We start from the raw sequence: 8279 nt of genomic DNA on the forward strand, positions 1-8279 counted from the left end.
AGTTTATTCCGAAACAAGCTTGCGAATCCCCTCGATCACCCGGTCTTCCGAAGAATCCTCACGCATGTTATCCAGTCGCAGCAGATCAGAAGCCTGCTCCAGTAACCCGGAACGCCGGATATACATCTGCACCTCGGTCCCACCCGGAGTCGCGTACTTGTGCTCGGCGATGGTGATGCCAATCCTGCTGGCGTAAGCGAGCATTTTCTTCAGCTCGGGAATGGTTTCACGCCCCTCGCGGTCCCAATCGTCGCCGTCGGTGCCATGGAACACGTAGATGTTATAATCGGTCGCCAGGCTCTCTTCCTCGACGATCTTGTTGATCAAACGGTAACCGGCCGCGACCTGGGTGCCGCCAGCGACTTTCGAGTTGTAGTAGGTGTAAAAATCGTCCGCTTCGATCGCCTCGGTATCGTGCAGCACGAAACGGGTTTCCACTTGGCCGGCATACTGGTAGAGCAACCAGCTATAGATGAGAATATGCTGTGTCGCCACCAACTCGGTCGCCAAGCCAGCCATGGAACCGGAATAATCGCGAATGAAGAAGACCACTGCCTGCGATTCGTAATCCTTCTCGCGCGAGAGAATGCGATAGACTTTGTCCTTCGGCGCAATCAGGAACTTGGTCGGATCGATCTCGTCGATCTTCGGCAGGTTCTCCAGACCGATGTTGGTTTCCAGAATCTGCCGCAGGGTCGCCTTTTTATCCAGGACCTGGCCGAAACCACGGTTCTTGTCGGTCAAATCGTAGGTGTAACGGGTCAGCGAACGCTTTTTGCCCTTCTCCTTTAAATTCGGCAGGTGGAACTTCTCGGTCAGAATTCGGCCGAGATCGTAAGCGTTTGAATCAACATCGTGGGATCCGCCTTTGCCCTGCCCAGCACCGGTGCCTTCACCTTCTCCACCCTGGCGCACCGGCTGCTCACCGATCACCTCACCCTCTTCACCATCACCGTGGCCTCCACCGCCACCGCCACCTTCGCTCTGCTCAAGGAAACGATTGTCGTGAATAAATTTCTCCTCCACCGTGCTCGGCACCACCACGACCTTCTCTTCGTTCCGACGCCCCGGTTTAACCAGTTTGCCGATCTTGATTTTGCGCGGGAAACCATCCTGCTCGCGGATTTTGTCGCGATCAAGCAGGTCATCGATGCTGCGAATGCTGCTGTGTAGTGGACCAAGGCCAGGTTCCATGCCATGCAGCATGACGTAATCGTTACTGCTGTAGAGGTCAGCCAGCGGCGGCAGGTCGGGATCACTTTCCGCTCCGGCTATCAGATGCAGCTGATCATCTTCCAGCTCGGCGCGCACGCTTTCGTCCTGTTCGGACAGACGCCCCTCTTTTTGCAGTTGCTGATAATATTTTTCGCGCTGCGATTTTTTCATGCTCAGGCTCAGCCTTCATCTTCCTGGGTACAGAAATATTCAATGGTCTTCTGCGCGCAGGTTTTGCAGTAACCGAGTTGGTTCAACATGGTGTCGATCATCCGGTCGTAGAGTTTCTGGTTCTCTTCGTTGGTCCGGTTAGCCAATGCGCCGACCAGTGATCCGGCTCCAGCAATATCCGATTTCAAGCGCACATCAGTGACCGCTTTGACCAGCTCCAGGTTGTCCATGAAATCGTAACCAGCATCGACCGAGATTTTCTGGCCGTAAATCTTGCGGATCGAAGTACGGAAGGTCTCGCGCTGCTCCTCGGTTTTCAGGCCCAAGCGCTCCTCGACACTGTGGATGAAGCGCTGATCGATCTTCAGCGCCTTCAGCTCACCATTTTGTGGGTCGCGATATTTCCACATTTTGTCCGGACCGAGGTTTTCTGCATCGGTCCCGATGATCATATTGACGTAGTTCATCACGTCTTTGCGGATCGCCTGCGGCTCATCCATATAAGCATTGAACATCTCGGTCATGATCCGTTCGCGATAGAGCGTCTTAGCCAGTTTCAAATCATCTAGATACTTGGAGCGATCGTTGTTGTCGGAAACATAATCGAGAATCACCCGCTCAATAGACTTAAAAATATCATAGGCGAACATACACTGACCTTCATTGGTCTCGGTTCCTTCGACCAGCAGCTGCACTGCTCGCCCGAGATTCCGGTGACCGAGGCCCTTTTGTCCGAAGCGCTTGGTAATGTCTGGCTCCTGGTTGAGAATATCGATCACCTCGGCCAGGGTTTTGATGCTCTTCTCCCCAGCGACCTCCCCGGCCGCCAGTTTCATCGTTTCGATCGGCGTCAACTTTTCGCTGCGTGGCAAACGAGACAACACAACAGCAACACTGGCCGCGTAGTTAAGGTTCGGATCCTGATGCAGATCCTGTCCGGTCAGGGTGGTTTTGGTTTCGCTGCCGATAGCGTAGTCGGTCAGATCCTTCTGCATCAGGTAGTTAGTGTTGTGGGCGAAATAGCAGATGCGGCAACGGTCGATGATCGGAGCCTCTTCCTTCTCGGCGAGGAAGCGGTTGAATTCGGCGTTGTTACTGGTGGCAATAATCAGGGTGTCGATCGGCCATTTGTAGCCGTCGGTCTCGATCAGCCGGTTCTGGATGACGCCGAGATAAACCTGCACCAGGTCTTTCTTGTTCTTGTAAATCTCATCGGAGAAGTGGATACCACCGCCGGCGACCCGCGCCAGTGCTCCACGACGCAAATCAAAACGGTAGGGATTGTTGGTGTCGGTGATGTGCAGCAACCGCTGAATCGACTCCTCACCGAGCAGGTCGACGGCGCTCGAGGTGATTTTGTCCTTTGCCGCATACTTGCCGGTGACGGTGCCGAGGGATTCTGTCAAAGGTACCGGAATGATTTCAATAGACTTCAGCACATCCTCAACTTTACCACCGGTAAAGCGGCGAAGGTCATCAAGCATGTAAGCGCTACAGGCCCCCAGAGGGCGGTAATTTTCATAAAATTCTTCGATTTGAGCATCAGTGAAACCGTATGTTTTCCTCAGCAGCTGCATGCTCTGCTCTCTGGTTTCACCCAGGTTCATTGCCAGAATCATGGGGTCTTCATAGGTTTGTGATTCGATGGTGCTGATTTTGCCGTAACTGCCCAGCTGATCCATGCCGACAAAACGGAATGTGTATTTGCGATTCTCAGGCTTGAAGAGAAAATCGCGATACTTTGCACACAGATATTCAACGAAGAAAGTTTTACCGTTGCCCGGCTCACCGACCAGCACATAGGCCATCTCTTTGGATGATCCCCCCTCGGCCGCGTCCTTGACGAAGGAAACGAAACTGTTAATTTCGTCGTACATGCCGATAGCGTGTTTACTGCCGGTGCGGAAAATTTCAAAGTCGTAAGTCGAACGACCATTGACCACAACTTTATGAATAGGTTCAGCCAGAATCATCCGCGCCACTGCTTGAAATGCATTCTCAAAACAGCGCTTGCCCTGCTTGACCTCCGCCAAGTGATTCTTAAGTGAAAGGTCCGGTTTCCTGTTTCTTGTCGTTGCCATCATTAACCCTCCCGTGGGTAATTTTCTGAATCTTTCGAGCTGTTTAGAAATTATAACCGGTAATTTAAACTTTTCCGTATACGGGGTATTTTTTGATAAATATTTTATAATCTCATGGCTCAAAAGCGACCTGCCGAATGGCGCAAAAACACAGAGAGCCTGCTATACTAGCTCCTGCTGACAGCTATGAATTTCTGTGAAAAAAATTGCCTTAGTTGCATTCAACGGCGAAGTGATGTGTTTCGTCCACGTTCTGCTGAATGCTCTCGACATGAATGAAAAAGGCTATGATGTGAAGCTCGTCGTTGAAGGAGCAGCAGTCAAAGTCGTCAACGAGCTGAACAACGACAGCCACCCCTTCAGCAAAATGTACCGGGAGGTCTGTGAAAAAGGATTGATCGATTGCGTTTGCCAGGCCTGCGCCGCCAAACTGGGGGCACTTGATGGCGTCAAAGAGCAGGGCTTACCGCTCAATAATGAAATGCTCGGGCATCCAAGCCTGGCCAGTTTTATGGAAGCGGGCTACGAAATCATCACGTTCTGAAAAGGGTCGCTCAGCCGACCCTATCGTACAGGAAAGAACCGCCGACTTTCTCCAGCATGTGGCCCAGCTTCTGCTGCTTGGTCTGCAGGTAGTTGCGGTTGGCAGCCAGCGGCGGGATCTCGATCGCCAGCCGCTCGACAACCTCTAAACCGTAACCTTCAAGGCCACGGATTTTTTTCGGATTATTGGTAAGCAGGCGGATCTGCTGCACACCGAGACTGCGCAAGATCTGCGCGCCGATGCCGTAATCGCGCAGATCAGCCTTGAAACCCAGGGCCTCGTTCGCTTCAACAGTATCTAGCCCCTGGTCCTGCAGGGCGTAGGCTTTGAGCTTGTTGACCAGCCCGATGCCGCGCCCTTCCTGGCGCATGTAGAGTAGCACCCCGCTGCCTTCGTGAGCGATCCGCACCATGGCGGTCTGCAGCTGATCGCCGCAATCGCAACGCTTGGAGCGGAAAACATCGCCGGTCATGCACTCGGAATGGACCCGCACCATTATCGGTTTGCCGCTGTTGATCTCACCTCTGATCAGTGCTATATGCTGATCCTTGCTCTGCATATCCTCAAAGACGCAGAGACGGAACTCGCCGTAACGGGTCGGCAGTTTTGTCTCTGCCGCCAGGGTTATCAGTGATTCTTCACGCAAACGATAAGCAATCAGATCGGCAATGGTGACGATTTTCAGTTCATGCTTAGCAGCGAACAGTTCCAGCTCCGGCCGCCTGGCCATACTGCCGTCGTCATTCATGATCTCGCAAATCACCCCAGCCGGCTTCAGTCCAGCCAAGCGCATCAGGTCGACGGAGCCTTCGGTCTGGCCGGTACGCACCATCACACCACCATCTTTGGCACGTAGAGGAAAGATGTGACCTGGTCTGGCCAGATCATCGGGACCACTGTCATCAGCAACGGCCATCTGGATGGTGTGTGCCCGATCAGCCGCTGAAATCCCGGTAGTCACGCCCTGTTTGGCTTCAATGGAAACGGTGAAAGCGGTGCTGAAAGATGCTGTATTCTCAACCACCATCGGCGGCAGATCCAGTTGGTCAGCACGCTCTTCAGTCAGGGTCAGGCAGATCAGGCCGCGGCCTTCCTTGGCCATGAAGTTGATCGCTTCCGGTGTCGCATATTCCGCCGCCAGAACCAGATCACCTTCGTTCTCCCGGTCCTCATCATCAACCAGGATAATCATTTTCCCCTGGCGCAAATCTCCCAGTGCCGCTTCGATGGTTGCCATTTTCATTACCAAACCCCTTTTCAGGCCCGTGGCTCTTCCAGTTTGTCGATCTCTTCACCAGCGTCACTGACGCCTGCTTTAAAGTTGCGAATACCCTTGCCCAGTGCAGTTCCAACCTGCGGCAATTTGCCTGCGCCAAAGACCACCATCACCAGGGCCAGAATAATGAGAAGCTCCTGCGTACCCAGTCCGAACATTTTTTGCTCCTTAAAATGGTGCAGCCCGGCAGAGTAGGCCGGGCTGCAATTTCTGTTTACTGCTTGAATTTCTTGTACTTGAAGGAGTGACAGCCCTGGCACATGTGCTCCCGCGGCTGGTGCTCACCGTGGCATTCCATACAGGGCACGTCCTTGCCGAAGTGCATGTTGTTATGCGGGTTCTGGCCCATTTCGTCTTTTGCCCGCTCGGTCGCTTTGATCAGATCGTCCAGATCGTGACAGGACAGGCAGGCGTCGTCTGCCGGCAGGTTCAAAGGCTTCTTGCTGTCGTGGCAGGAATCACAGGATTTGCCGTCATAAAAATCGGCATGGTAGCTTCTGCCCTTGATTCCGTCGAATTGCTTGAGCGTCTCTTGCGCCTGAACAGTGCAGGCGATAAAAACGAGCAGCACTGCAAACATCAATTTTTTATATGACATCATTTTTTTCTCCTTATCGACTCTGATCAAGACTTCATCATGTTTTCAGCGGCAGTCATCCCCATGACCATACAATCGGGAATTGAGCAGCTACCGAGACGGCTGACACCGTGCATGCCACCTGCAACTTCGCCGGCGGCATAGAGGCCTGGAATCGGCTTCCATGTGCTGGAATCGATGACACGGGCTTCAACGTCAGTCAGAGCGCCACCCTGGCAGTAGTGGACCTTCGGCCAGTTACGGACGGTAACAAACGGCGCCTTGAGGTACTTGTCCTTGGCTTTGGCCATCGGCTTGCCGAACTGCTCGTCAACACCCTTCTTGACGTAGCCGTTGTACTCTTCGATCTGCTGCTTCAGGGCCTTGACCGGAATGTTGTGATGTTTGGCCAGATCTTCGACGGTGTCGAACTTCCAGCCGACACCATACTTGAGAACCTTCTTCATAGTCGGGTGCTGCTTGGCGTGCTCGTAGCTGGTGATGGTGACCGGCGGCAGCGGGTTGCCGTTATCGTCGCGGCACTGCAGCTGGGCATCGGCGCGGGTCTTACGATCGGCAATCTCGTTCATGAAACGACGGCCGGTTTTCGGGAAGACCGAAATCGAGTGAGCGAAGTTGTAGATCGAGTAATTGGAGACATAACCGAAGCCGTCTTCGTCAGCCGAAGCCCAGGGGCCGGTCTGGATGTGAGCCATGTGCACCGGTACGGCACCAACGTTGAACAGCTCGAGCAAACCTTCGCCGGTCGCGTTCGGCGGGTTGGTCGAACCGACTTCGGCGGTCAGGGTCGGATCCTGAGCGGAGCGCAGACCAACGTTGCGGGCAAAACCACCGGTGGCGATCAGCACACCACGTGCAGCGCGGACATTAACCGGGCTGCCTTCTTTGCCACGGCCGAAATAATAACCTTCGCGGATCTTGGCGCCGACAACCTTGCCTTTGTCGTCGAAGATCAGGCTCTCAAACTTGGTCCGGTTTACCAGGCGAACGCCCAGTTTTTTACACTCGTTAAGCAGCGGCTGGGTAATTCCGGAGCCGACCGCAACGGTGGTCTGGTAGGTCCGAGGGACCGAGTGGCCACCAAGCTGCTGCAGGTAAGGGAAGTATTCAGCACCAGCATCAATGGTCATCTGCAGGGCTTCGTTGGCCCGCTTGGCAACATGCAGAAGCTGTTCTTCATTGGCGATTCCGCGGCCAGCCTTGGCTTGATCTGCGGCCATTCTCTCCGGGGAATCCTTGACCCCTTCTTTTTTCTGCAAAGCGGTATTGGGCGCTGCGAACAGGCCACCATTGACCGCTGAGTTACCACCGAAAACCGCCATCTTTTCAAAAATAACCACACTCTTGGCGCCGAGTCGCTTGGCCTGAATCGCGGCAGCCAGGCCAGCAAAACCGGAGCCGATAATCACCACCTCGTGCTCCTGATCCCACTTTGTTTCGCAACGGTTGCCGGCTACGGCCAAAGCCGGGCTAGCCAGAGTTGCGGTTGCAGCAGCGCCCGCGATACCCATGCCAACCAGAAACTTACGACGATCCGCCTGATGTCCTTTCTCTTCCTTCATTCCTTGCCTCCCATAAGGTCGTTGTCACCCATTGCTGCAGGTGGAAAGAGCCAATTTCGAGAAAACTCTTCGATTTGTGGCCCACTGTTTTTCGCCTGTACCTCCACGGGCAGGGACCGCCCGTTGGCAAAAAACGTAACATTGACTCATCGGGGAGCGTAGGGGAGCTATCGGGGTTTTATCGGGTAAAAGGGCATACCCGACAGTGTCTTCATAGGGAAATTTGTGTTTTAATAGGGGGAGTTAAAATACGAAGCAAGCGAGGGGCATCGATGCCATGAAACCGTTCTGGAAGAAACTTCTGACCCGAAACAAACAGGCTACGACAGAAGATTATCCCCGCAGCATGCTGGATCTGCAAGGGAGCGATCCCTGCTGGTGTGGAAGTGGCAAAGCCTACCGAAAATGCCATCGTCCGGCAGACCGCAAGCGGGCAAAAGAACTGGGTCTCGACCGCAGTAAAGGAACCATCAGCGAAGCTTTCCGATGAAAGCCCCGCTAATTCGGCGCGTTTCGCCGAAAAAAACCTTTCTGGTTATCCACTTCGCTCCAGTTGAGACATTAGCTGTCACGTAGTGGGTACAAACTGGTCTCATCTTAAAGAGGAGGCCAGCCATGATAGAAGATTTTCCAAACAATGAAGTTGAATTTGACCGCAGGTTCCATTCTGAAGAAGCCTGTCTCGACTATCTCCTTCAACTTCGCTGGCCGGATGGATTTAAATGCACCCGCTGCGGCCACGATAAATACTGGATGAGTTCCAGAGGACTTTATCTCTGCAGGCATTGCGAACATCATCACTCAGTGACTGCGGGAACGATCTTTCATGGAA

General features: G+C 53.6%; 9 protein-coding genes. 3 read left to right on the top strand and 6 right to left on the bottom strand.

The window, feature by feature from the left end:
- Positions 1-3: 3 nt before the first annotated feature.
- A complete protein-coding gene (locus BUB13_RS17140) occupies positions 4-1386 on the bottom strand; it encodes a DUF444 family protein (protein ID WP_072909990.1) in 1383 nt (460 codons plus the stop codon).
- An 8-nt stretch (positions 1387-1394) separates the two neighbouring features.
- Entirely contained in the window at positions 1395-3467 is a 2073-nt protein-coding gene (locus BUB13_RS17145) for a serine protein kinase (RefSeq protein ID WP_072909998.1), read from the bottom strand.
- 196 nt (positions 3468-3663) lie between these two features.
- Here BUB13_RS17145 and BUB13_RS17150 point away from each other — a divergent pair, with 196 nt between their 5' ends.
- Positions 3664-4011 (top strand): DsrE family protein, encoded by a 348-nt coding sequence (locus BUB13_RS17150; RefSeq protein WP_072909991.1) that lies wholly within the window; start codon positions 3664-3666, stop codon positions 4009-4011.
- A 10-nt stretch (positions 4012-4021) separates the two neighbouring features.
- On the opposite strand, the gene BUB13_RS17155 is transcribed toward BUB13_RS17150, so the two are convergent.
- Genes BUB13_RS17155 through BUB13_RS17170 form a run of 4 tightly spaced genes read right to left on the bottom strand, consistent with a single transcriptional unit; the run spans position 4022 to position 7447 of the window.
- Entirely contained in the window at positions 4022-5254 is a 1233-nt protein-coding gene (locus tag BUB13_RS17155) for a bifunctional 3,4-dihydroxy-2-butanone-4-phosphate synthase/GTP cyclohydrolase II (RefSeq protein ID WP_072909992.1), read from the bottom strand.
- Between the two features lie 14 nt (positions 5255-5268).
- Positions 5269-5445 carry a twin-arginine translocase TatA/TatE family subunit gene (locus BUB13_RS17160; RefSeq protein ID WP_072909993.1) on the bottom strand — a complete coding sequence of 59 codons (177 nt, stop codon included), beginning with the start codon at positions 5443-5445 and terminating at the stop codon, positions 5269-5271.
- 56 nt (positions 5446-5501) lie between these two features.
- On the bottom strand, positions 5502-5885 hold the full coding sequence (locus BUB13_RS17165) for a cytochrome c3 family protein (protein WP_072909999.1): 384 nt from the start codon (positions 5883-5885) through the stop codon (positions 5502-5504).
- 26 nt (positions 5886-5911) lie between these two features.
- Positions 5912-7447 (bottom strand): flavocytochrome c, encoded by a 1536-nt coding sequence (locus tag BUB13_RS17170; RefSeq protein ID WP_072909994.1) that lies wholly within the window; start codon positions 7445-7447, stop codon positions 5912-5914.
- Between the two features lie 277 nt (positions 7448-7724).
- Between BUB13_RS17170 and BUB13_RS17175 the strand changes: the two genes are divergently transcribed.
- Positions 7725-7937 carry an SEC-C metal-binding domain-containing protein gene (locus tag BUB13_RS17175; RefSeq protein WP_072909995.1) on the top strand — a complete coding sequence of 71 codons (213 nt, stop codon included), beginning with the start codon at positions 7725-7727 and terminating at the stop codon, positions 7935-7937.
- A 125-nt stretch (positions 7938-8062) separates the two neighbouring features.
- Positions 8063-8279 (top strand): transposase (locus tag BUB13_RS18680; RefSeq protein ID WP_139249419.1); only part of this gene is annotated, 217 nt, incomplete at its 3' end.

The sequence above is a fragment of the Malonomonas rubra DSM 5091 genome (assembly GCF_900142125.1).
In the GTDB taxonomy this organism is placed as follows: Bacteria; Desulfobacterota; Desulfuromonadia; order Desulfuromonadales; family Geopsychrobacteraceae; genus Malonomonas; species Malonomonas rubra.

Excerpts from the sequence above, each read along its gene's own strand:
- BUB13_RS17140 (WP_072909990.1), bottom strand. The coding sequence starts at position 1,386 with ATGAAAAAATCGCAGCGCGAAAAATATTATCAGCAACTGCAAAAAGAG.
- BUB13_RS17145 (WP_072909998.1), bottom strand. The coding sequence starts at position 3,467 with ATGGCAACGACAAGAAACAGGAAACCGGACCTTTCACTTAAGAATCAC.
- BUB13_RS17155 (WP_072909992.1), bottom strand. The coding sequence starts at position 5,254 with ATGAAAATGGCAACCATCGAAGCGGCACTGGGAGATTTGCGCCAGGGG.
- BUB13_RS17160 (WP_072909993.1), bottom strand. The coding sequence starts at position 5,445 with ATGTTCGGACTGGGTACGCAGGAGCTTCTCATTATTCTGGCCCTGGTG.
- BUB13_RS17165 (WP_072909999.1), bottom strand. The coding sequence starts at position 5,885 with ATGTCATATAAAAAATTGATGTTTGCAGTGCTGCTCGTTTTTATCGCC.
- BUB13_RS17170 (WP_072909994.1), bottom strand. The coding sequence starts at position 7,447 with ATGAAGGAAGAGAAAGGACATCAGGCGGATCGTCGTAAGTTTCTGGTT.
- BUB13_RS17175 (WP_072909995.1), top strand. The coding sequence starts at position 7,725 with ATGAAACCGTTCTGGAAGAAACTTCTGACCCGAAACAAACAGGCTACG.